Annotated in this window: 21 protein-coding genes; 17 read left to right on the plus strand and 4 right to left on the minus strand. The window is 65.1% G+C overall.

Going from position 1 to position 19400, the window contains the following annotated elements:
• Positions 1–4: 4 nt before the first annotated feature.
• On the plus strand, positions 5–835 hold the full coding sequence (locus EN786_RS03565) for an amidohydrolase family protein (RefSeq protein ID WP_127310763.1): 831 nt from the start codon (positions 5–7) through the stop codon (positions 833–835).
• On the opposite strand, the gene phnF is transcribed toward EN786_RS03565, so the two are convergent.
• Positions 832–1581, minus strand: a complete 750-nt coding sequence (phnF, locus tag EN786_RS03570) for a phosphonate metabolism transcriptional regulator PhnF (protein WP_127282984.1) — start codon at positions 1579–1581, stop codon at positions 832–834. The two genes, EN786_RS03565 and phnF, sit on opposite strands and share 4 nt — an antisense overlap.
• 134 nt (positions 1582–1715) lie before the next feature.
• Between phnF and phnG the strand changes: the two genes are divergently transcribed.
• From phnG to phnE (EN786_RS03640), 14 genes are all read left to right on the plus strand, one after another.
• Positions 1716–2177, plus strand: a complete 462-nt coding sequence (gene phnG / locus EN786_RS03575) for a phosphonate C-P lyase system protein PhnG (protein WP_127310762.1) — start codon at positions 1716–1718, stop codon at positions 2175–2177.
• The gene (phnH, locus tag EN786_RS03580; protein ID WP_127310761.1) at positions 2177–2782 is read left to right on the plus strand and encodes a phosphonate C-P lyase system protein PhnH; all 606 of its coding nucleotides are present in this window, start codon (positions 2177–2179) and stop codon (positions 2780–2782) included. The genes phnG and phnH overlap by 1 nt, the downstream gene beginning before the upstream one ends.
• Before the next feature lies 1 nt (position 2783).
• Positions 2784–3896 (plus strand): carbon-phosphorus lyase complex subunit PhnI, encoded by a 1113-nt coding sequence (locus EN786_RS03585; protein ID WP_127310760.1) that lies wholly within the window; start codon positions 2784–2786, stop codon positions 3894–3896.
• Positions 3893–4312, plus strand: coding sequence for a FosX/FosE/FosI family fosfomycin resistance hydrolase (fosX, locus tag EN786_RS03590; RefSeq protein WP_127310759.1), 420 nt, complete (start codon positions 3893–3895; stop codon positions 4310–4312). Before EN786_RS03585 ends, fosX begins: the two co-directional genes overlap by 4 nt.
• Positions 4309–4584, plus strand: a complete 276-nt coding sequence (locus tag EN786_RS03595; protein WP_127310758.1) for a hypothetical protein — start codon at positions 4309–4311, stop codon at positions 4582–4584. The genes fosX and EN786_RS03595 overlap by 4 nt, the downstream gene beginning before the upstream one ends.
• A gap of 2 nt (positions 4585–4586) precedes the next feature.
• Positions 4587–5486, plus strand: coding sequence for an alpha-D-ribose 1-methylphosphonate 5-phosphate C-P-lyase PhnJ (locus EN786_RS03600; RefSeq protein WP_135907972.1), 900 nt, complete (start codon positions 4587–4589; stop codon positions 5484–5486).
• A complete protein-coding gene (phnK, locus tag EN786_RS03605) occupies positions 5483–6259 on the plus strand; it encodes a phosphonate C-P lyase system protein PhnK (protein ID WP_127284110.1) in 777 nt (258 codons plus the stop codon). Before EN786_RS03600 ends, phnK begins: the two co-directional genes overlap by 4 nt.
• Positions 6260–6374: 115 nt before the next feature.
• Entirely contained in the window at positions 6375–7082 is a 708-nt protein-coding gene (gene phnL / locus EN786_RS03610) for a phosphonate C-P lyase system protein PhnL (protein ID WP_127284111.1), read from the plus strand.
• Entirely contained in the window at positions 7079–7693 is a 615-nt protein-coding gene (locus EN786_RS03615) for a DapH/DapD/GlmU-related protein (RefSeq protein WP_127284112.1), read from the plus strand. The genes phnL and EN786_RS03615 overlap by 4 nt, the downstream gene beginning before the upstream one ends.
• Positions 7694–8095: 402 nt before the next feature.
• Positions 8096–8806, plus strand: a complete 711-nt coding sequence (locus EN786_RS03620) for a DUF1868 domain-containing protein (RefSeq protein WP_127284113.1) — start codon at positions 8096–8098, stop codon at positions 8804–8806.
• Positions 8807–8929: 123 nt separating this feature from the next.
• Positions 8930–9787 (plus strand): phosphonate ABC transporter ATP-binding protein, encoded by an 858-nt coding sequence (gene phnC / locus EN786_RS03625; protein ID WP_135907974.1) that lies wholly within the window; start codon positions 8930–8932, stop codon positions 9785–9787.
• A 162-nt stretch (positions 9788–9949) separates the two neighbouring features.
• Positions 9950–10858: a phosphonate ABC transporter substrate-binding protein gene (phnD, locus tag EN786_RS03630; protein ID WP_127284115.1), complete on the plus strand. Its 909-nt coding sequence runs from the start codon at positions 9950–9952 to the stop codon at positions 10856–10858.
• Positions 10859–10915: 57 nt separating this feature from the next.
• Positions 10916–11869 (plus strand): phosphonate ABC transporter, permease protein PhnE, encoded by a 954-nt coding sequence (phnE, locus tag EN786_RS03635; protein ID WP_127284116.1) that lies wholly within the window; start codon positions 10916–10918, stop codon positions 11867–11869.
• 1 nt (position 11870) lies between these two features.
• Positions 11871–13235 (plus strand): phosphonate ABC transporter, permease protein PhnE, encoded by a 1365-nt coding sequence (gene phnE / locus EN786_RS03640; protein ID WP_127310227.1) that lies wholly within the window; start codon positions 11871–11873, stop codon positions 13233–13235.
• Positions 13236–13478: 243 nt separating this feature from the next.
• Here the strand turns inward: phnE (EN786_RS03640) and EN786_RS03645 are convergent, their stop codons facing one another.
• From EN786_RS03645 to EN786_RS03655, 3 genes are all read right to left on the minus strand, one after another.
• Positions 13479–14330 (minus strand): sugar phosphate isomerase/epimerase, encoded by an 852-nt coding sequence (locus EN786_RS03645; RefSeq protein ID WP_127284118.1) that lies wholly within the window; start codon positions 14328–14330, stop codon positions 13479–13481.
• A 165-nt stretch (positions 14331–14495) separates the two neighbouring features.
• Positions 14496–15683 carry a Gfo/Idh/MocA family oxidoreductase gene (locus tag EN786_RS03650; protein WP_127284119.1) on the minus strand — a complete coding sequence of 396 codons (1188 nt, stop codon included), beginning with the start codon at positions 15681–15683 and terminating at the stop codon, positions 14496–14498.
• Between the two features lie 146 nt (positions 15684–15829).
• Positions 15830–16885 carry a sugar phosphate isomerase/epimerase gene (locus tag EN786_RS03655; RefSeq protein WP_127284120.1) on the minus strand — a complete coding sequence of 352 codons (1056 nt, stop codon included), beginning with the start codon at positions 16883–16885 and terminating at the stop codon, positions 15830–15832.
• A 401-nt stretch (positions 16886–17286) separates the two neighbouring features.
• On the opposite strand from EN786_RS03655, the gene EN786_RS03660 reads away from it, so the two are divergent.
• Both EN786_RS03660 and EN786_RS03665 read left to right on the plus strand, forming a co-directional pair.
• Complete coding sequence (locus EN786_RS03660) at positions 17287–18174, plus strand: sugar phosphate isomerase/epimerase (protein ID WP_127310228.1); 888 nt, start codon at positions 17287–17289, stop codon at positions 18172–18174.
• A gap of 56 nt (positions 18175–18230) precedes the next feature.
• The gene (locus tag EN786_RS03665; protein WP_127284122.1) at positions 18231–19400 is read left to right on the plus strand and encodes a mandelate racemase/muconate lactonizing enzyme family protein; all 1170 of its coding nucleotides are present in this window, start codon (positions 18231–18233) and stop codon (positions 19398–19400) included.

A 19400-nucleotide genomic window follows, 5' to 3' on the forward strand; every position in this document is an offset into this window, starting at 1 on the left:
GACAATGCAGAGGATCGACGCGCACCAGCATTATTGGCAGATCGCGCGCGGCGACTATTTCTGGATGGGGCCGCACGTCGCGCCGATCGTGCGCGACGTCTTCCCGGCCGACCTGGCGCCGCACCTCCAGGCCGCAGGCATCGCCCGCACCGTCGTCGTCCAGGCGGCGGCGACCGTCGCCGAAACCGAATTCATGCTCGACCTCGCCGACAGGGACGACAGCATCGCGGCCGTGGTCGGCTGGGTCGATCTCGAAGCCGACGATGTCGAGGCGACGCTGCGACGGCTGGCGGCGCGGCCGAAGTTCCGCGGCATAAGGCCGATGCTGCAGGATATCGACGACACCTTCGACATTTTGAAGCCGAAGCAGCTCGCCGCGCTGAAGCTTTTGCCGAAACTCGGCCTGCGTTTCGACGCCCTGGCGCAGCCGCGCCATTTGCCGGTGGTCGCCGCACTCGCCGACCACATGCCTGACCTGCCGATCGTCGTCGACCACGCGGCAAAACCCTTCATCGCCAAGGGCATCCTAGAGCCCTGGGCGAGCGACATGGCGGCACTGGCGAAGCGGCCATCGGTCGTCTGCAAATTCTCCGGCCTGGTCACCGAGGCCGGGCCGAACTGGTCGGTCGCCGGCCTCAAACCCTATGCCGATCATCTCGTCGCCTGCTTCGGGCCGGACCGGCTGATGTTCGGCAGCGACTGGCCGGTGTGCGAGCTCGCCGCCACCTACGAGAATTGGCTGGCCGCCGCGAAGGAGCTTTTGGCAGGCCTTTCGCCGGCGGAGCAGGACGCCGTCTTCGGCGGCACCGCCGCACGCTTCTACGGCATCGGCTAGTCATTGGCCGACAGTTTGAGCTCCACCCGCTCCGCCGGAAACCGCGACTCGGAAAACTGGATCGGCTGACCGTCGAGCGTGACGTTGACCGCGACCGTCACCAGCACGATGGCGCCGGGCTGCAGGTCGAGATCGGCAAGATCGGCGGCATCGGCATGGCGCGCCGACAGCACCGTCGATTGCCTGAGATAATCGTTGATGCCGAAGCGCCTGAGCGATGCGGTGACCGATCCCGTCTCCGCCATGGCGGCATCGATGCCGGCGAAGCGCCTGGCGTCGAACCAGGCGGTGGCGCGCGACACCGGATGGCCGTCGGCCTCGCCGCGCGTCTCCAGGCGGAGCACGGCGGCTCCCCTGGCGAGCTTCAAGGCATCGGCGATGCGCCGGCTTGCCGGCTCGACCGATGAGGCGAGCAGCGCGATATGCCGCTCGCTTGTCTGCCCCTGCAGGCCCGTCGAAAAGCGCGTGCGGGCGCCGATCGGGTAGGAGAGCCGCTTGCGCGACAAGACGAAGGTGCCGCGCCCCTGCTCGGCCCTCAGCACGCCCTCCTGCACCAGCGCCGCGATCGCGCTGCGCACCGTATGGCGATTGACGCCATAACGTTCGGCAAGCGCCATTTCCGGCGGCAGCGCCGCGCTCTCGGCAAAGTCGCCGGCCGCGATCCCTTGCAGGATCCGGTCGGCGATCTGCCGCCACAGCGAAACGCCGCTGCGCCGCTCGATGCTGGCTGCCTGCTGCCCACTCATGTCAGCCCCCGGTACACCGCCCAGACTTTTCGCCGATGTCATCCAGCCGTCATGGACTCGCGCTAGCTAATGCGTATAATTTGTATAGTTGTCTATATCAATAGACAAATTTACGCAGTCGACGGAGTGCTGCCATGCGAGGACAGGAAGCGCGCGAGCAGGCCGGGCGCAAGGCGGCGATGGCGACGCTGGCGCAGTCCGGCGGCGACGAGCTCGCCCGGCTTTGGAGCAAGGCCGGCCTGCCCCTGGAAGCCGAACTCTTGCGCGGCCCCGAAACCGGTCTGGTGACAGTGCGTGGCCGCATCGGCGGCGGCGGCGCGCCCTTCAATGTCGGTGAGGCGACGGTCACCCGCGCCACGGTGCGCCTGCCCTCCGGTCAGGTCGGCCATAGCTATGCGCTCGGCCGCGACAGGCAGAAGGCGAAGCTGGCCGCGATCGCCGACGCGCTCTGGCAGGACCCGGCCCATCGCGAAATTGTCGAGACCAGGGTCATCGCCCCGCTGCGTACGGTGCTCAGCGAGGCGCGCGAAAATCGGCGCGCCGAGACAGCGGCGACGAAAGTGGATTTCTTCACCATGGTGCGCGGAGAGGACTGATGGAGACGCAAGCGATCGAGGGCGGCTTCGCCGATCCGGTCTTCAATGCGCAGACCGTGTTTCGCGCCGTAATGGACGCCATGGCGCGGCCGGGCAGCGTGCAGCCGCTGCCGGGCCTCACCCGCCCGCCGGCGCCGCTGACGGCGACATCGGGCGCCGTGGCGCTGACGCTCTGCGACAACGACACCCCGCTGTGGCTCGATCCTGCCTTGCAGGCCGAGGCGTCGGTCAGATCCTGGCTCGGCTTCCACACCGGCGCGCCGCTTGCCAACACGCCGGCCGACGCGCATTTCGCCATTATAGCCAGGCCGGCCGAGATGATGGCGCTGGATGGCTTTTCGCAAGGCACGCAGGAATATCCCGACCGCTCGACGACGCTGATCCTCATCGTCAGCGATCTCGCCTCGGGCGTTCCCCTGCTGCTCGAAGGCCCGGGCATCGAGAAGATGGCGATGCTCGCGCCGGCCGAGATGCCGCGCCACTTCATCGAGCAGTGGAAGCAGAACAGCCAGCGCTTTCCGCGCGGCGTCGACATCATCCTGGCAGCACCGGTCGGGGTCGCCTGCCTCCCGCGCACCACGCGCATCAAGACGATGGAGGCCTGACATGTATGTCGCGGTGAAAGGCGGCGAGGCCGCGATTGCCAATGCGCACCGCCTGCTCGCCGATCGCCGTCGCGGCGACCGCACGGTGCCGGCGCTGCGCCTCGACCAGATCGTCGAGCAGCTGGCGCTCGGCGTCGACCGGGTGATGAGCGAGGGTTCGCTCTACGACCGCGAGCTGGCAGCGCTTGCCATCGTCCAGGCGCGCGGCGACATGATCGAGGCGATCTTCCTCATCCGCGCCTATCGCACCACGCTGCCGCGCTTCGGCTACACCAGGCCGGCCGATACCGCCGCGATGCTGATCGAGCGGCGCGTGTCGGCGACCTACAAGGACCTGCCCGGCGGCCAGTTGCTCGGCCCGACCTTCGACTACACCCACCGGCTGCTCGATCCCGAGCTTGCCGCCGGCGGCGACGTCGCCGAGCCCATGCAACGTGCCACCGAGGCCGAGCCCATGCCGCGCGTCTCGGCGATCCTCGCCCGCGAGGGCCTGATCGAGGCAGATGGCGACATGCCCGGCGAGCATGTTCCCGGCGACATCACCCGCGAGCCGCTGCAGTTCCCGATGGCGCGTGACGTCCGCTTGCAGGCGCTGTCGCGCGGCGACGAGGGTTTTCTTCTCGCGCTCGGCTATTCCACCCAGCGCGGCTATGCCCGCAACCACCCCTTTGTCGGCGAGGTCCGCATCGGCGAGGTCGAGCTGGAACTCGACGTGCCGGAACTGCCTTTCGCCGTGCCGCTCGGCGCGATCCGCGTCACCGAATGCCAGATGGTCAACCAGTTCAAGGGCTCGGCCAAGGCGCCGCCGCAATTCACCCGCGGCTACGGCCTGGTCTTTGGCCAGAGCGAGCGCAAGGCAATGGCGATGGCGCTTTGCGACCGTGCCTTGCGGGCCAGCGAACTCGGCGAGGACGTCGTCGCCGCCGCGCAGGACGAGGAGTTTGTCATCTCGCATTCCGACAATGTCCAGGCGACCGGCTTCGTCGAGCATCTGAAGCTGCCGCACTATGTCGACTTCCAGGCCGAGCTCGATCTGGTGCGCCGCATGCGCGCCGAGCACGACGCGCGTGAAAATCACCGCACTGGCGAGGAGAAGCGCGAGGCCGCCGAATGATCGAGGGCCTCTCCCACATGACCTTCGTCGTGCGCGACCTCGACCGCATGGGCGAGATCCTGACCGGCGTCTTCGGCGCGCGCGAGGTCTATGACAGCGGCACCCGGCAGTTCTCGCTATCGCGCGAGAAATTCTTCCTGATCGGCGATCTCTGGATCGCCATCATGCAAGGCGAGCCACTCATCGATCGAAGCTACAACCACGTCGCCTTCAAGATCGACGAGAGCGATTTCGACCGCTACGTCGACCGGGTCAGAAAGCTCGGGCTCGACATGCGCCCGCCGCGCCCGCGTGTCGAGGGCGAAGGCCGCTCGATCTACTTCCACGACCACGACAACCATCTGTTCGAGCTGCACACCGGCACGCTGGCCGAGCGGCTGACGCGCTACGCCAGGGACTTGGAGGTCGTGCAATGAGCTCAGCTGTCTCCGCCACCGTGACCGGCGTGCCCACCGCCATCGTGTCCACTGTGGCCCTCGTAGCCACCACCGCCGCCGTACCAACTTTCGGAATTGTTGGAACCTTCCCTTGGCGCCGGAAAAATCGTGCGCCGAAGAAAAAAGACGACCGCGCCGGCGAACGCCAGCAACACGATCCCAAGGTGCATCCAGCCGGCAGAGTTCATTTCGATCCAGTCCGGTTTCCACGCCTTGCAAGTCAATTCGGTAGCACGGAGCGGATGGTATAGCCATGAGCGACATCGCCACCTACAACTTCGCCTATCTCGACGAACAGACAAAGCGGATGATCCGCCGCGCGATCCTCAAGGGCATCGCCATCCCCGGCTACCAGGTGCCCTTCGCCTCGCGCGAGATGCCGATGCCCTATGGTTGGGGCACCGGCGGCGTCCAGGTCACCGCCTCGATCATCGGCCCGGACGACGTGCTGAAGGTCATCGACCAGGGCGCCGACGACACCACCAATGCCGTCTCGATCCGCGCCTTCTTCAAGAAGGTCGCCAATGTCGCGGTGACTACCGACACCGCCAGCGCCACCATCATCCAGACCCGACATCGCATCCCCGAGCATCCGCTCACCGCAGGCCAAATTCTGGTCTATCAGGTGCCGATCCCCGAGCCGCTGCGCTTCCTCGAGCCGCGCGAGACCGAAACGCGCAAGATGCATGCGCTTGAGGAATACGGCCTGATGCATGTCAAACTCTACGAGGACATCGCCAGGCACGGCCGCATCGCCACCACCTACGCCTATCCGGTCAAGGTCGAGGGCCGTTATGTGATGGACCCGTCGCCGACGCCGAAATTCGACAATCCGAAAATGCATCGGTCGCCGGCTTTGCAGTTGTTCGGCGCCGGCCGCGAAAAGCGCATCTATGCCGTGCCGCCATTCACCGACGTGGTCAGCCTCGACTTCGAGGACCATCCGTTCGAGGTGCAGACCTTCGACCAGCCCTGCGCGCTCTGCGCGGCGGAGAATGTCTATCTCGACGAGGTCATCCTCGACGACCGTGGCGGCCACATGTTCGTCTGCTCCGACACCGACCACTGCGAGAAGCGGCGTGAGGAAGGCCATCGCGGCCACCTAGCGCCTGACGCCCAACTTGCTCTCGAAAGAACGGAGCCGGCCGAATGACCGACGAACCGCTGCTGCGCGTCTCGGCGCTGTCCAAATTCTACGGCTCGCGCGTCGGCTGCGAGACTGTCAGCTTCGACCTCTGGCCCGGCGAGGTGCTGGCGGTGGTCGGTGAATCCGGCTCCGGCAAGACGACGCTGCTCAACTGCCTGTCGACCCGGCTGCTGCCCTCTTCCGGCACCGCCAGCTACCGCATGCGCGACGGCCAATGGCGCGAGCTTTACCGCATGAGCGAGGCCGAGCGTCGTTTCCTGATGCGCACCGACTGGGGTTTTGTCCACCAGAACCCGGCCGATGGACTGCGCATGACGGTATCTGCCGGCGCCAATGTCGGCGAAAGGCTGATGGCGGTCGGCGACCGCCACTACGGCAGGATCCGCGCCACCGCCGTCGACTGGCTGTCGCGCGTCGAGATCGACGAGGACCGCATCGACGACGAGCCGCGCGCCTTTTCCGGCGGCATGCGCCAGCGCCTGCAGATCGCCCGCAACCTAGTGACCGGGCCGCGCCTGGTGTTCATGGACGAGCCGACCGGCGGCCTCGACGTCTCGGTGCAGGCGCGCCTGCTCGACCTGCTGCGCGGGCTGGTCACCGACCTTGGCCTGGCGGCCATCGTCGTCACCCACGACCTCGCCGTGGCGCGACTTCTGTCGCAGCGCATGATGGTGATGAAGGACGGCCATGTCGTCGAAAGCGGACTGACCGACCGCGTGCTCGACGACCCACGCGCGCCCTATACGCAGTTGCTTGTTTCTTCGATTTTGCAGGTGTGATGATGGCGCCAGGTCACCCCCCTCTGTCACGGGCTATCTGCAACGTTGGAGATTGGCGAAACCGCACGAGGCCGCCCCTTCTCCCGCCGATCGGCGACAATAGGAGGACCTTCTGATGCCCACCCCTCTCGTTGTCTCCGACGTCGCGAAAAGCTTCACCATGCATCTGCGCGACGGCATCCGCTTGCCGGTCGTCGCCGGCGTGTCGTTCTCGATCCGCGCCGGCGAATGTGCCGTGCTCGGCGGCCCGTCCGGCGCCGGAAAAAGCTCGATCCTGAAGATGCTCTACGGCAACTACGCCGTCGACGAAGGCCAGATCATCGTCCAGCACGAGAACGGCCTGATCGATCTCGCCAGCGCCAGCCCGCGCACGGTGCTTGCCGTGCGCCGGCAAACGATCGGCTATGTCAGCCAGTTCCTGCGCACGGTGCCGCGCGTCTCGGCCTTCGACGTCGTCGCCGAGCCGCTGGTCGAGCGCGGTGAGGAACGCGAGGCAGCACGAGAAAAGGCCCGCACCTTGCTTACCCAGCTTAACCTACCGGAAAGGCTCTGGGCCTTGCCGCCGGCGACGTTCTCCGGCGGCGAACAGCAGCGCGTCAACATCGCGCGCGGCTTCATCACCGAGCATCCGATCCTGCTGCTCGACGAGCCGACCGCCTCGCTGGACGCCAGGAACCGCGACGTGGTGGTCGAGTTGATCGCCGCCAAGAAGGCGGCCGGCGTCGCCCTGCTCGGCATCTTCCACGACCAGGACGTGCGCGAGGCGGTCGCCGACCGCGTCATCGACGTCACCGCTTTCGCCGCAGGCAGGATTGCCGCATGACAAGGAAATTGTCGGAGACGCCGCTGGTTCATCCGACCGCGCAGGTCGAGAACTCGACGCTTGGCCGCTGGACCGAGATCGCCGACCGCAGCCGGGTTTCGGAAAGCGAGCTCGGCGACTATTCCTACATGATGCAGGACTGCGCCGTTTGGTGCGCGACCATAGGCAAGTTTTCCAACATCGCGGCCAGCGTGCGCATCAACGCCACCAACCATCCGACCTGGCGGCCGACGCTGCACCACTTCACCTACCGCGCCTCCGACTACTGGGACGATGCCGAGCACGAAAGTGAATTCTTCGCAGAGCGCCGTGCGAAACGCGTCACCATCGGTCACGACACCTGGCTCGGCCATGGCTCGACCATCCTGCCCGGCGTCACCGTCGGCGACGGCGCGGCGGTCGGCGCGGGCGCCGTGGTGTCGAAGGACGTCGCGCCCTACACCATCGTCGGCGGCGTGCCGGCGAAGCCGATCCGCGAACGCTTCGACCGCCGCACCGCCGAACGCTACCAGGCGCTCGCCTGGTGGGACTGGGACCATGCCCGGTTGCGCGCGTCGCTCGACGATTTCCGCGCGCTTTCGGCAGAGGCTTTCCTGGAGAGGTATGGTTGACATTCACGGGAACGTGGTGTGGTCGTACAGTAATTTAATCTCGCTATATCAAACATCTCCTAGGGCCAGTCGTGTGGAAGGAGATCATTTCGTGGCTATACTGTTTATACCGGCGTGCATTGGGTTGGCGCTGGTTGTATTGGGGATTTGGGTCGTTCGGAGCCAGGTAAACCGCTGGAGTCGGTCCGACCGAGTCTCGTCCATTGTCTTGACCATCTTGGGCTTGGGCCTGGCAGCGGTAGGGGTGCTAATTCTCTTCGTGTTGGCGCCCATCTCCCGGTAGAACTGCCTCAACTGCTAGTGAGACCGCTAGCTTCGATACCTATGCCCAGGACGACGCCCCTAGATTCACATCTTTGACATACGAGTCGGACAAGAGGCGATCTCGCCAGGGAGATCGCCATGCTCGACAAAGCCAGACCCTCGCTCGCCGGCTTCTTCGAAGGCACCAACCCCGCGCCGCCGGTGCATCTCGGCACCCGCTACGACACGGCGGGCAATTTCCTGTTCGAGCCTGGCAACACCGTTGTCTCCCATCTCGTAGCCGGCTCACCCTCCGAAGCCGCTGTAGTCGCAGTGCGCGAGCGCATGCGCGCCATGCCCGACGCCGACCGGCTTGTCTTCACCCCGGTCTCCAGCCTGCATATGACGCTGTTCCAGGGCATCATCGAGCGCCGCCGCCGGCTCCCCTATTGGCCTCGGGATGTGCCGCTCGACACCAGCATCGACGACATGACCCGCCTTTATCTGGAGCGCCTGAAGGGCTTCGCGGGGAGCGGCGCGTTCAGGGTCAAGGCCATCGGTATCACCCCGAACGGCCTCACCGTCGCCGGCGCCTCGGAGGAAGACCGGCGCATCCTCCAGGCCTGGCGCGACGCGCTGTCGGTGCCCTTCGGCTATCGCCATCCCGACCATGACACCTACGTCTTCCACATCACCTTCGCCTACCAGATCCGCCGCCTTGCCGACGAGCGGGCGGCGGCGTGGCAGGATCTGTTCGATGACTGCCTGTCCTTCCTCGACCGCGAGGCGCCGGTCATCGAACTCCACCCGGCGGCCTTTTGCAGCTTCCGTGACATGGAGCATTTCGAGGAGCTCCTGGTCCTCGGCTGATGACTGCTACCGCGCAGCTGTGGGCGGTAACAAAACTGACATCAATCCGACACCGCAGGTTCATGGGGCTGCGCTAGCCAAGGTTAACAGACCCTGTAACCGACTGGACTGGAGCCTAGCCCCATGTCAGCAGCCTCTGCCACGCTCGAAATCCGCGGTGTCAGCCGACGATTCGGCAAGAACACCGCCGTCAGCGCCGTCGACCTGTCGATCCCGCAGGGCCAGATGGTCGGCATCATCGGCCGTTCCGGCGCCGGCAAGTCGACGCTTCTGCGCATGATCAACCGTCTCATCGACCCCAGCCAGGGGTCGATTTTTTTTGACGGCGCCGAAGTCTCGGCGCTGCAGGGCTCGCCGCTTAGGCGCTGGCAGCGCGACTGCGCCATGATCTTCCAGCAGTTCAACCTGGTGCCGCGCCTCGACGTGCTGACCAACGTGCTGCTTGGCCGGCTAAACCACCGCTCGACGCTGTCCAATCTGTTCGGCATTTTCTCGCGCACCGAATGCGCCGAGGCGGTTGCGGCGCTTGAACGCCTCGACATCGCCCGCACCGCGCTGCAGCCGGCTGGCACGCTGTCCGGCGGCCAGCAGCAGCGCGTGGCGATCGCGCGCGCCATGATGCAACAGCCGAGGGTGCTGCTCGCCGCCGAGCCGATCGCCTCGCTCGACCCGCTCAACGCCAAGGTGGTGATGGACTCGCTGCAGGACATCAACCTACGCGAAGGCATCACCGTCATCACCAATCTGCACACGCTGGACACGGCGCGGGCCTATTGCAACCGCATCATCGGGATGGCCGCCGGCAAGGTCGTGTTCGATGGCGCGCCCGAGGATCTCGACCGCGACGCCGTGCGCCTCGTCTATGGCGCGGATGCGAATGGCGCCGATATCTCCGAGGCCATCACGTCGACCAGCGTCACCTTCAAGCCGAAGATCACCGCATCCGCCGGACCGCTCGAGCCCGCATTCCCCGGCTACTAGTCGATGCTTTCGAACCGTCCACGCTGACGAAGAGCGGCAACCGGTTCGGCAAGGATCATGGCCAAGCAAACGAGCAACCCGGATCGCCCGCCCGCGTCAAAGGCAGCTGTCAAAATTCGAACGTCGCCGGCGCGAGGCCGGAACAACAGGAGAGAGATCCAAATGTTTAGGAAGATGGTTTTTGGCGCCGTATCACTGCTCGCCATCGCGACGAGCGCCGCTCATGCCGCCGACGTCAAGGAATTCCGCGTCGGCATCCTCGGTGGCGAGAACGAGACGGACCGGCTGCGCAACTACCAGTGCCTGGCCGACCATTTGAAGGCCGAATTCGGCTTCGAGAAGGTCTCGCTGTTCCCGGCCGCCGACTATGACGGCGTCATCCAGGGCCTGCTCGGCGGCACGCTCGACTTCGCCGAGCTCGGCGCTTCCGGCTATGCCAGCGTCTACATCAAGGACCCGAAGGCGGTCACCCCGATCCTCACCACCCAGCAGACCGACGGCGCCACCGGCTATTATTCGATCGGCCTGGCGTTGAAGTCGTCGGGGATCACCGACATCAAGTCGGCCAAGGGCAAGAAGCTCGGCTATGCCGATCCGGACTCGACCTCCGGCTACCTGATCCCGCTGACCCAGATCCCTAAGGACACCGGCCAGTCGAACGAAGCCTTCTTCGCCTCGACCCAGTTCAATGGCGGCCACGAGAACAACGTTCTCGCCGTCCGCGACGGCAAGGTCGACGTCGCGGTGGACGATTCCTCCGGCATCGGCGATTTCAAGAACGGCTACACCTCCGGCACCTTCCACAAGGAAGTCGCCAAGGGCGCCGTCGACCCGAACGACTTCGTCGAGGTCTGGCGCTCCGGCCTGATCCCGAACGGCCCGCTGGTCGTGCGCACCGCGCTCGGCGACGACATGAAGGCCAAGCTGACCGCGTTCTTCACCGCGCTGCCGACGAAGGACAAGCCCTGCTTCGAGGGCGTCGAGGGCGGCGACTTCACCGGCTACGTTCCGGTCAAGCCGGACTTCTACAACGTCATCGTCGAAGCCCGCAAAGCCGCCATCGGCGGCTGACGGCATCAGGAAAAGGGGCGGCGCCAAAAAACGCCGCCCCTTTTGCATCTCCCGATCATGACCTCAGCGACAATCCACTCTGACGCGACGCGCCTGGCGGCCGATGCCTGGCGGCGCCAGACGTCCTTGCGCCGGCTTTACACCGGCCTCGGTGTCGGCCTGCTTTTTGTCGCCATGTGCGCGACCATGTGGTTCGCCGACGAGGCCAATGCCGGCCATTTCCTCGACCGGCTGCCGCACATACTGGACTTCCTGAGCTGGCTGATTCCCAAGGACTGGAACGACGTCTGGCGCGCCCTGTTCGACGTCGCCTCGCCGCATGACACCGGCACCCAGGAATTCAACTTCCCGCTCGGCCGCGTCCCTGTCTGGGGCGGATTCTACATCCCCGAATATTTCGAGCTGATGCTGACCACGGTCAACGTGGCGCTGGTCTCGACCTTCGTCGGCTTCGTCTTCGCCGTGCCCTTCTCCTTCATCGCCGCGCGCAACCTGACGCCGAGCCCGGCGCTCAGGCTCGTCGTCAAGCGCTTCATGGAACTGCTGCGCGCCTTCCCCGAGATCGTCATTGCCGGCCTGTTCGCGGCCATCGTCTCGATCGGCCCGGTCGCCGCCATCATCGCCATCGGCCTGCATTCGATCGGCGCGCTGGGCAAGCTGTTCTACGAGATCAACGAGAACATCGACATGCGCGCCGAGGAGGGCTTGCGGGCGGTCGGCGCCAACTGGTTCGAGCGCATCCGCTTCGCCGCCCTGCCGCAGGTGCTGCCCAATTTCATGTCCTACACGCTGCTCAGGATCGAGATCAACGTGCGCATCTCGACGATCATGGGCGCGGTCGGCGGCGGCGGCATCGGCGAGGAGCTGAAGCTCTCCATCTCGCGCGGCTTCGGCGCCAAAACGCTGGCGCTAGTGCTGCTCTTGTTCACCACCATCTTCATCGTCGACCAGTTCTCCGCCTGGCTGCGCCGCAAGCTCGTCGGCGAGCAGGCCTTTCTGATGAGCGCCTGATATGGCCATAACCGCCGACGACATCCTGTCGATCGAGGAACGCTACCCGCACGTCTTCCGCCGGCCGCTCTACAAGCGTTTCGGCCCGCTGTTCCTCATCGCGGGGACCATCCTCTATCTCGCCTATGCCTTGTGGTTCTTCAGCATGCCGCAGGTGCTGCGCGACTCCTATTGGGAGCGCCTGCCGCTCTTCCTGGCGCAATGGATCAGCTACGATTTGCAGCCGGAGTTTCGCCTCGACCAGCCGGAGATCACGCCGAAATATCCGCGCTTCTCGGCGCTGGGCGAGAACCCCAATCCTGACTGGGTGATCAGGAACCCGGACGGCACCTTCACCGTGCTGATCGACGGACCGGCCAAATCCGTCACCTTTGACAAGACCAAAGCCGTGATTGTTGCCAACGGCCAGACGGTGCCCGTGTCGCTGACCGGCGGCAAGCCGGTGATCTCGGGCCCGGTGCCCGACTGGATCACCGCGCATGACGACGAAATTGTCGCCAAAATGGGCTTCGTCGGCGAGGTGCGCGTCACCGTCGACCGCGTCAAGGCGCGCAAGCGCTTCCTCGGCTGGGCGAATTTCGTCTTCGACACGCGCTCGCCCTTCTTCGGCAAGCCGGCCGGCGAAGTGGTCTCGCTGCTGGTTTCCGGCCCAGAGCTCAAGCCTGGAACATCGAACATCGCGCTTGCCGCCGACAACATCTGGAACAACGCCCAATGGCAGCATGGCGATGTCTGGACGAAGCTCTTGCAGACCATCGTCATGGCCTTCCTCGGCACGCTGCTCGGCGGCATCGTCGCCTTCCCGCTCGCCTTCTTCGCCGCCCGCAACATCACGCCGAGCGGGCTGCTCAGCCAGGTGCTGAAACGCTTCTTCGATTTCATGCGCTCGGTCGACATGCTGATCTGGGCGCTGTTCTTCACCCGCGCCTTCGGACCCGGCCCGTTGGCGGGAAGTGCCGCGATCTTCTTCACCGAGATCGGCACATTGGGCAAAACCTATTCCGAGGCGCTGGAGAACATCGACGACAAGCCGCGCGAAGGCGTGCAGTCGACCGGCGCCAATGGCTTGCTGGTGCAGCGCTACGGCGTGCTGCCGGAAGTGGTGCCGGTCTTCATCAGTCAGACGCTCTACCAGTGGGAATCCAACACCAGAGGCGCCACCATCATCGGCGCCGTCGGCGCCGGCGGCATAGGCCTGAAGCTCTGGGAAGCGATGCGCACCAATTCCAACTGGGCCAACGTCTTCTACATGGTGCTGCTGACGCTGGCCGTCGTCTTCATCTTCGACAACATCTCGAACTTCCTGCGTCGGAGGCTCAGCCGCACGCTGCATGACTACAACCAACTGCAGGCCGAGCGGGGCTAATTTTGTGACCCCTAAGTGCGGGTATCGTAAAGTGCCGCGCCAAGGGTCGACCCCCACTCCGTCGAGCTGCGCTCGACACCTCTCCCCCGATCGACGGGGAGAGGAAAGGCCAGAACTTAGCAGCCCGGGCTCCCTTCCTCTCCCTCCGGAGGGGGGAGAGGTGGCTCGGCGAAGCCGAGACGGAGTGGGGGAACCACCCAGCAACCGCTGCGAACGCAGTAGAAAATTGACCAAGCGCAGGCCCTAAGCCGCCTTCTTCCACCCATCCCTGATATGCTTGTACCCCTCCCGATACACAGCCTCCGGGCTCTCGGCAAAATCCCGCCAAACCTTGGTCGCCGCAGCCAGATCCTTCAGCGAACGCCCGAAGGATTCGATGGTCAGCCAGTCGTCGTAACCGCTCTTGCGGATGGCCGAGAACGTCTCCTTCCAGGGAATATTGCCCCGGCCCGGCACCCCGCGATCATTCTCTGAAATGTGGATGTGGACGACATTCCGGCGATTGCGCGTATAGGCGCCGATCGGATCGGCTTCCTCGATGTTGGCGTGGAACGTGTCGTACATCGCCTTGATGTGCGGCCGGTCGATCACGTCGATATGCTCGGATAAATCGTCCATCGTGTTGAAGAGATAGCATTCGAAGCGGTTGAGCGCCTCCAACCCGATCGTCACCCCCGTCTTGCCGGCATGGTCGCCGATGGCGCGCTGCGAAGCGATCGAGCGCTTCTTCTCGGCGGCCGTCGGGCCGCTGCCGGAAAAGGCGCCGAGCGTCGAATGCAGCGGGCCGCTCAGCCTGTTCGCGCCAAGTGCGGCGCTGCAGTCGATCGCCCATTTCATGTAGTCGATGCCGGTCTTGCGCGTCGCGGCGTCCGCCGAGATCAGGTTCATCGCCGGATCGCCCATGGCCGAGACCGCGGTGCGCTCCAGGCCGATGCGATCGAGCAGCTCGCCAAGTTTCTTGTAGTCGTCGGGCGCGCCGGAAAACACCGGGATTTCGACGCCGTCGAAGCCGGTCGCCTTGATGTCTCTCAGCAGCGCTTCATGCTTCTTCGAGACGCTGGTCGTCCACAGGAACATGCACATGCCGATTTTCATCGACCCCTCCCCATCACCTTCGATCAAGGGGGGATGAGATTCAGGTCAGGCCGAGTCGAGAACGGTGGCTTCCGAGAACCGGAGCGGAGCGCACTTAAGTACGCGAGCACCGGAAGCGCAGGAAGCCGCCGTTCGCAGACCGGCCTCGCCTGAATATCGACACCCCTAGAGCTTCGTCCACGCCCCATTCTTCTTCGACGACTTCACGCAGGCCTCGATGAAGGCCATGCCTTCAACGCCGTCGGCAATCGTCGGGAAGACGACATCCTTTGCCGGCTTGCCGCCCTTCCTGCGCGCCGCGCGGATGGCGCGGGCGGCCTCCTGATAGATGTTGGCGAAACCTTCCAAATAGCCTTCCGGATGGCCCGAGGGAACACGGGTCACACGCCCGGCGGACGGCAGCGCGCCGGCGCCGGCGCGGGTCAAAAGCTGCTTCGGTTGGCCGAACGGCGTATACCACAAGTAGTTCGGATCGGCCTGCACCCATTCCAGCCCGCCCTTCGAGCCGTAGATGCGCAGCTTCAGCCCGTTCTCGTGGCCGGGCGCCACCTGGCTGGCCCAGATCATGCCCTTGGCCGGATGCGCCTTGCCGACCGGCTTGAAGCGCAGCATGACGTTGATGTTGTCGTCGAGCTGCCGCCCCGGCACGAAGGCGTCGAGATCGGCCGACAGCGTATCGAGCTCCAGCCCGGAGACGAAGCGCGCCAGGTTGTAGGCATGCGTGCCGATGTCGCCGAGCGCGCCGCCGGCGCCCGCCTGCTTCGGGTCGGAGCGCCACGCCGCCTGCTTCTGGCCGGTCGCGGCGAGGTCCTCGGTCAGCCAGTCCTGCGGATATTCCGACTGTACGATGCGGATGTCGCCGAGCTGGCCCTTGGCCACCATCTCGCGCGCCTGCCTGATCATCGGATAGGCGGTGTAGTTGTGGGTGAGCACGAACACCTTGCCGGTCTTCTCGACCAGGGCGGCAAGCTTCTTCGCCTCGGCGAGCGTGGTCGCCAGCGGCTTGTCGCAGATGACGTGGATGCCGGCCTCGAGGAACGCCTTGGCCGCCGGCACATGCACGTTGTTGGGGGTGACGATCGCCACCGCCTCGATGCCGTCGGGCCGCTTCGCCTCGGCCTTGGCCATTTCGGCGTAGGAGCCGTAGCTGCGCGCCGGATCGAGCCCGAGCTCGGCGGCCGATGCCTTTGCGCGTTCCGGGTTGGCAGACAGCGCGCCGGCCACCAGGACGAAGTCGTTGTCCAGCCTGGCCGCGATCCGGTGCACCGCGCCGATGAAGGCGCCTTGCCCGCCGCCGACCATGCCATAGCGGATCGGGCCGCCTCCCGTTTCTGACTTCGATGCGCCGACCATTCCTGTCTCCCTCGTTGGTGCTTGCCTCCCCTCGAGGGGAGGTCGATCCGGGCAGCGGATCGGGTGGGGTTGCCGGGCGTGGAGTTCGAGCCGACCCCGCCCGGCCCTTTGGGCCACCCTCCCTTCGAGGGGGAGGGAAGGAAGTACTAGATTCCCATCATCGCGCGCAGCGCCTTCTTGTCGGTCGCGCCGCCGGCGAAGTCGTCGAACGCCTTCTCCGTCACCCGGATGATGTGATGCTGGATGAAGGGCGCGCCTTCGGCGGCGCCATCCTCCGGATGCTTCAGGCAGCATTCCCATTCCAGCACCGCCCAGGAATCGTAGCCGTACTGGGTGAGCTTGGAAAAGATGCCGCCGAAATCGACCTGCCCGTCGCCGAGCGAACGGAACCGCCCGGCCCGGTTGGTCCAGCCCTGATAGCCGGAATAGACGCCTTGCCGCCCCGTCGGATTGAACTCCGCGTCCTTGGCGTGAAACGCCTTGATGCGCTCGTGGTAGATGTCGATGAATTCGAGATAGTCGAGCTGCTGCAAGAGGAAGTGCGACGGGTCGTAGTTGATGTTGCAGCGCTTGTGGCCGCCCACCGCGTCGAGGAACATCTCGAAGGTGGCGCCGTCGAACACATCCTCGCCCGGATGGATTTCGTAACCGATGTCGACGCCGTTCTCGTCATAGACGTCGAGGATCGGCTTCCAGCGTTTGCCGAGTTCGGCGAAAGCCTCCTCGATCAGCCCGGCCGGCCGCTGCGGCCATGGGTAGAGGTAGGGGAAAGCCAGTGCTCCGGAGAAGGAGACCGAGGCCTTCAGCCCCAGGTTCTTCGACGCCTTGGCGCCGAACTTCATCTGCTCGACCGCCCATTGCTGCCTGGCCTTCGGATTGTTGTGCACCGAAGCCGGCGCGAACCCGTCGAACTGCGCGTCATAGGCCGGATGCACCGCCACCAGTTGCCCTTGCAGATGCGTCGACAGTTCGGTGATCTCGACGCCGGCATCGGCGCAGATGCCTTTCACCTCGTCGCAATAGGCCTTGGAGGTCGCCGCCTTTTCCAGGTCGAACAGCCGCGCGTCCCAGGTCGGGATCTGCACGCCCTTGTAACCCAGACCGGCGGCCCATTTGGTGATCGACGGCAACGAATTGAACGGCGCGGCATCGCCCGCGAACTGCGCCAGAAACAGACCGGGACCCTTCATCGTCGACGGCATCGGCATCCTCCCTCTTTTTTCATCGCGACCGAGCATAGCGCCGATTGCGGACGGGGCCAGTCTCTTTGGTCTTTCATGTCGGCGATTTGAACACGCCGCAATTCTGGTATTACCAAATAATGTTGTTTGGTCAAGCGGCCGAGCATGGCAAAACCGCGCCACGGGTAATCCGTCGCGATCGAAAAATTACATATTATTCAATACGGTAACTTCGTAAACGGGCGGCGTTGGTCGGCTTCTTGCCGTCCATTCGAAATTGCTGTAGACCATCAAAAAGGCCCAATTGGTCGAACCAGTTTGCCAAAAAAATGCTGGAACGCCTTGGGGAGGAAACTGGCGGCGGGCTCCGCGGGAGAGCGCCGCGGGAGAACGTGACAGGCGAATTCTGGGAAGGATAGACCATGCATCTTTCGACGCACAACTGGATGCGGGCGGAGCCGCTGGAGGTGACGCTGAAGCGCATCAAGAAATTCGGCTATGAGTCGATCGAGATTTCCGGCGAGCCCGAGCAGTACAAGACCAAGGAGACGCGCGCGCTCTTGAAGGAGCACGGCATCCGCTGCTGGGGCTCGGTGACGCTGATGCTGGGCGAACGCAACCTCGCCGCCAAGGACCAGGGCCAGCGCGAGCGCTCGGTGCAATACGTCAAGGACGTGCTGACCATGGTGAGCGAGCTCGAGGGCGAGATCATCACGCTGGTTCCCGCCACCGTCGGCAAGGTGGTGCCCGACGGCACCGAGGCGGAGGAATGGGGCTGGGTGGTCGACGCCACTCGCGAGTGCTTCGCGCACGCCAAGAAAGTCGGCGTCAAGGTCGCGGTCGAGCCGCTCAACCGCTTCGAGACCTATCTGTTCAACCGCGGCGCGCAGGCGCTCGCGCTTGCCGACGCGGTCAGCCCGGAATGCGGCGTCTGCCTCGACGCCTATCACATCCACATGGAGGAATTTAACGTCTATGACGCCATCCGCCAGGTTGGCAAACGCCTGTTCGACTTCCACGTCGCCGACAACAACCGCTTCGCCGCCGGCCTTGGCCAGATCGACTGGCCGCGGATCGTGCGCACGCTGAAGGAGATCGGCTACGACGGCGCGCTGACCAATGAGTTCGTGGCCCCCGTCGACCGCACGCCGGCCGCGCCCTATCCCGACATGGTCGAGCGACATCCGGTCGACATCTCGCCCGAGCAGCTGAAATTCATCCAGGATCACGGCTCCAGCGTGCTGACGGAGAAGTTCTACACCGACCAGATGCGCATCACCGCCGAAACGCTGCTGCCGCTGATCAAATAGCCGGTCGAAAGGAAGACGCCCTTCCGCCCGAACGGGCGGCGGGGCCGGGGATGGCCATGCGCATCAAGACGGTCCAAGCCTGGTGGGTTCGCATACCGATCGCAGCGGCGAAGCAGCACCGCAGCGATTTCGGTCAGGTGACGACGTTCGACGCCGCCATCCTGCGCATCGAAACCGATGACGGCCTGGTCGGCTGGGGCGAGGGCAAGAACGCCGCCGGCAGCGCCGGCAGCTATGGCGCGCTGGTCCATATGCTGAACCACGAGGTTGGGCCGCAGCTCGTCGGCCGCGACCCGGCCGACATCGGCGTCATCTGGGAGATGCTCTACAACGGCGTGCGCCACCACACCGCGGCCCATGCCGGGCACGCCATGCCGCAGCTGGCGCGGCGTGGCATGAGCGTTGCCGCCATCAGCGCCGTCGACATCGCGCTCTGGGACATCCTCGGCAAGTCGCTTGGCCAGCCTGTCTGGCGGCTGCTCGGCGGCCGCAAGGTCGAGCGCATGCAGGCCTACGCTTCCGGCGGCTGGGCGCCGGCGGAGACCATCGGCGAGCAGCTCAAATCCTACATCGCCAAGGGCGGCTTCAAGGCGCTGAAGATGCGCATCGGCGCCATGGATGGCGCCCCGCATATTTCCGCCGCTCGCGTCCGCGCGGCAAGGGAGGCGCTTGGCCCCGAAGTCGAGCTGATGGTCGACGCGCATGGCACCTATACGGTGGCCGAGGCAAAGCGCTTCATCCAGCTCGCCGGCGACCTCGACCTTGCCTGGTTCGAGGAGCCGGTGATCGCCGACGACAAGCCGGGCTTGGCCGAGGTACGGGCCTCGTCCACCATCCCGATCGCTACCGGCGAGAGCGAGGCGACCCGCTACGCCTTCCGCGATCTCGCCGTTCTGAAGTCGGCCGACATTTTCCAGCCGGACCCCGCTTTTTGCGGCGGCATCAGCGAGGCGATGAAGATCGGCACCATCGCCAGCGCCTTCAACCTGCGTTTTGCGCCGCATCTGTGGGCCGGCGCGCCCTGCTTCTTTGCCGGTCTGCATGTCTGCGCGGCGTCGCCGGCGAGCTTCACCATCGAATATTCGCTCGGCGCCAACCCCATGATCCACGATCTTGTCGAAGAGACTGTCGAAGCGAAGGACGGTATGATAGCGATCCCTGAAAAGCCCGGATTGGGATTCACAATTTCGGAACGGTTCCTGGAGGCGCACGCGCAACGCTGCTGA

Source organism: Mesorhizobium sp. M4B.F.Ca.ET.143.01.1.1, assembly GCF_004792275.1.
In the GTDB taxonomy this organism is placed as follows: Bacteria; Pseudomonadota; Alphaproteobacteria; order Rhizobiales; family Rhizobiaceae; genus Mesorhizobium; species Mesorhizobium abyssinicae.

Excerpts from the sequence above, each read along its gene's own strand:
- phnC (WP_135907974.1), top strand. The coding sequence starts at position 8,930 with ATGTCAGCAGCCTCTGCCACGCTCGAAATCCGCGGTGTCAGCCGACGA.
- EN786_RS03585 (WP_127310760.1), top strand. The coding sequence starts at position 2,784 with ATGTATGTCGCGGTGAAAGGCGGCGAGGCCGCGATTGCCAATGCGCAC.
- phnG (WP_127310762.1), top strand. The coding sequence starts at position 1,716 with ATGCGAGGACAGGAAGCGCGCGAGCAGGCCGGGCGCAAGGCGGCGATG.
- phnD (WP_127284115.1), top strand. The coding sequence starts at position 9,950 with ATGTTTAGGAAGATGGTTTTTGGCGCCGTATCACTGCTCGCCATCGCG.
- phnE (WP_127284116.1), top strand. The coding sequence starts at position 10,916 with ATGACCTCAGCGACAATCCACTCTGACGCGACGCGCCTGGCGGCCGAT.
- EN786_RS03595 (WP_127310758.1), top strand. The coding sequence starts at position 4,309 with ATGAGCTCAGCTGTCTCCGCCACCGTGACCGGCGTGCCCACCGCCATC.
- EN786_RS03645 (WP_127284118.1), bottom strand. The coding sequence starts at position 14,330 with ATGAAAATCGGCATGTGCATGTTCCTGTGGACGACCAGCGTCTCGAAG.
- EN786_RS03565 (WP_127310763.1), top strand. The coding sequence starts at position 5 with ATGCAGAGGATCGACGCGCACCAGCATTATTGGCAGATCGCGCGCGGC.
- EN786_RS03620 (WP_127284113.1), top strand. The coding sequence starts at position 8,096 with ATGCTCGACAAAGCCAGACCCTCGCTCGCCGGCTTCTTCGAAGGCACC.
- phnK (WP_127284110.1), top strand. The coding sequence starts at position 5,483 with ATGACCGACGAACCGCTGCTGCGCGTCTCGGCGCTGTCCAAATTCTAC.
- EN786_RS03660 (WP_127310228.1), top strand. The coding sequence starts at position 17,287 with ATGCATCTTTCGACGCACAACTGGATGCGGGCGGAGCCGCTGGAGGTG.
- EN786_RS03665 (WP_127284122.1), top strand. The coding sequence starts at position 18,231 with ATGCGCATCAAGACGGTCCAAGCCTGGTGGGTTCGCATACCGATCGCA.
- fosX (WP_127310759.1), top strand. The coding sequence starts at position 3,893 with ATGATCGAGGGCCTCTCCCACATGACCTTCGTCGTGCGCGACCTCGAC.
- EN786_RS03615 (WP_127284112.1), top strand. The coding sequence starts at position 7,079 with ATGACAAGGAAATTGTCGGAGACGCCGCTGGTTCATCCGACCGCGCAG.
- EN786_RS03650 (WP_127284119.1), bottom strand. The coding sequence starts at position 15,683 with ATGGTCGGCGCATCGAAGTCAGAAACGGGAGGCGGCCCGATCCGCTAT.
- phnE (WP_127310227.1), top strand. The coding sequence starts at position 11,871 with ATGGCCATAACCGCCGACGACATCCTGTCGATCGAGGAACGCTACCCG.
- phnH (WP_127310761.1), top strand. The coding sequence starts at position 2,177 with ATGGAGACGCAAGCGATCGAGGGCGGCTTCGCCGATCCGGTCTTCAAT.
- phnL (WP_127284111.1), top strand. The coding sequence starts at position 6,375 with ATGCCCACCCCTCTCGTTGTCTCCGACGTCGCGAAAAGCTTCACCATG.
- EN786_RS03600 (WP_135907972.1), top strand. The coding sequence starts at position 4,587 with ATGAGCGACATCGCCACCTACAACTTCGCCTATCTCGACGAACAGACA.
- phnF (WP_127282984.1), bottom strand. The coding sequence starts at position 1,581 with ATGAGTGGGCAGCAGGCAGCCAGCATCGAGCGGCGCAGCGGCGTTTCG.
- EN786_RS03655 (WP_127284120.1), bottom strand. The coding sequence starts at position 16,885 with ATGCCGTCGACGATGAAGGGTCCCGGTCTGTTTCTGGCGCAGTTCGCG.